Raw genomic sequence first — 2,018 nt, 5'->3', positions numbered from 1 at the left:
TGCTGGAACGGGGCAGTAGGTTGGAAATGTGGCCGTTGGTCTGCCTGGGTCGAAGGAGCGAGTTAACTACGGTCGGGAAATTGGCACCTTCATTGATTATGATGGAAACTCTTTTCCCACATCCAATGGCATCATTCACTACGCAAAAGACGGCATTCACATCGTGCCATCGAGGCCAAGCCCATGAATCATAGTTTTCGATCCGAAATAATACTCAGAGTTAACCGTGCTTTGCTGGGTGAGGTGTTTCCCGCCTTAGTCGGGGTTTGCTGCAGCATTGAAGGTGAAGAGAGGTTTGAGTTGACGTTCTTTGTAGACGCTGAACCTACTGCCTCGGTTGAAGAGGATATCTCCTGCATTGAGACGGAAGTTATCGCAGACTTTTCTGAAAGTGTTGAGGTGTCGCATAGGATTGAAGTCTCCTCGAAGCCTGCGCTTCCAACGTCAAGCTCGTTTTGGATATTTCTTCGAAGCTATGACAGATCTCCATCGGTCACTGTGCCGTGACAAGATCCGATGATTGCCAGGACGCTCTTATGACTGAAGCGGAGAGCAGCCTGCTGCCGCTCGCTTGCGGAACTGCGCTGAGTCAAACCCCTAACAAGGGCAAGAAGGGTAAGAAGTAGTTTCAGGGACCGGCACCGACTGGTAATGGATGCAAAATGAGTGCCTCGTAGGCTGCCTGAAGTAAGCTATCTTGAGAAGGCAGTTGGCCAATTCGCGTTGACTTATGTATCAGCGGCCGTCAGCGATGCTGTTCAATCGGGAAAGTGAGATGTAACTCGCTCGAAGCTCGCGATCGAGGCGATGGGTCTTGAGCGCGCTGGCGAGTTGCGCCCGGGTAAAAGTGCGCGGCCGCCCACTCAGGAGGCCCCAATGCCCCGCCATGGGGAGATTGATGATGAGCGGAGTTGGGATGGGCGTCTCGAAATAGAGCTTGAATGTGCCAGCAACTTCAACGATAAAGGCACGGTGCGGTGGTGCACGCACATTCCGGAACAGGGACGATCCGAAGTAGGGCGCGACAGGGCGATGACAGCCGGCGTGCCTTCGTTCCCCGGCGCGGTATCCGCCCAGAGAGGAGAACAGGGATGTTGCAACGGATCAGGAACCTATCGTGCATTGTGCTGGCAACGGTCGCGATGGGTTGCATGACCCCCGCTTCGGCGGAGGCGCAGGAGAGCAAGACGACCTGGCGCATTTCCCAGCCCGGTGGAAATTCGACCCAGTACAAGACGCAGCAGGAGGCAGTGGAGGCCATCAAGAGCCTTCCTGCGCCGAGCCCCTTCCCGCCCGATTTCCAGTTTGGCTGGAACTCCGTGGACAAGATCAAATCCAAGAAGGTCGGCTTGGATGGCAATACGTCGATCACCTACTGGATGGGAAAATCCCAGCCCTCCGATCCCGAATGGTCATATCTCAGCACAGCGATATTTCCGACCGAAGAGGCAATGGTCGCGGCCTACTTGGCTGAGGTGCAAGCGTTCAACCCCGTCTGTCCCGGCGCGGCTGTCACGCCCACGGGCGACTGGTACGCCGTCACCCCGGATATGGAAGGAACCATCGAGAATCGTGAGTACCAGGTGACCTACGTGGGCGGGGACAATACCGCCCAGTCTCCCTGCGCTCCGTTCTCGAGCGACGCGATGCTGACGCGCACCCGGCGTCTGAACTGCCCGGTTCTCCTGACACAGTGGTCCAACAAGCACGAAGCCTGTGTCAACGAAGATTTCGTTGCCACCATCACCTCCAAGACGACGCAGTGCGACAAGGACGGCGGGAACGGAAGCTGCCCCACCGATGGCAATGGTGCCATGAGCGGTATGAGTCCGAGCGCGGGCAACAAGTCACCCTCGAACGAGCCGCCCTGCGACGGCACGGTCGGCAATCCCTGCGACGTAAAGACCGGTGAGAAATACGAAATCGCCCAAGACTTCGATCTGGGCTGGATTGCGTTGACGCGTTTCTATCACTCGGGAATATCCACGTCCCTGGGCGGCTTCGGCTACGGCTGGACG

Annotated in this window: 3 protein-coding genes; all 3 read left to right on the top strand. The window is 56.9% G+C overall.

Annotated elements, in window-relative coordinates; translation table 11 throughout:
* Nucleotides 1–28: 28 nt before the first annotated feature.
* A complete protein-coding gene (locus AC1DQP_RS19950) occupies nt 29–187 on the top strand; it encodes a polymorphic toxin type 50 domain-containing protein (RefSeq protein WP_478052359.1) in 159 nt (52 codons plus the stop codon).
* The gene (locus AC1DQP_RS19945) at nt 184–507 is read left to right on the top strand and encodes a MafI2 family immunity protein (protein ID WP_478052358.1); all 324 of its coding nucleotides are present in this window, start codon (nt 184–186) and stop codon (nt 505–507) included. The genes AC1DQP_RS19950 and AC1DQP_RS19945 overlap by 4 nt, the downstream gene beginning before the upstream one ends.
* A 584-nt stretch (nt 508–1,091) precedes the next feature.
* The coding region (locus AC1DQP_RS19940) for a DUF6531 domain-containing protein (RefSeq protein WP_478052357.1) at nt 1,092–2,018 on the top strand (927 nt) is incomplete at its 3' end.

Source organism: Stenotrophomonas sp. P5_A8 (genome assembly GCF_056400545.1).
Note: the sequence above shows the minus strand (reverse complement) of the source record. Positions and strands in the feature narration are given on the sequence as shown.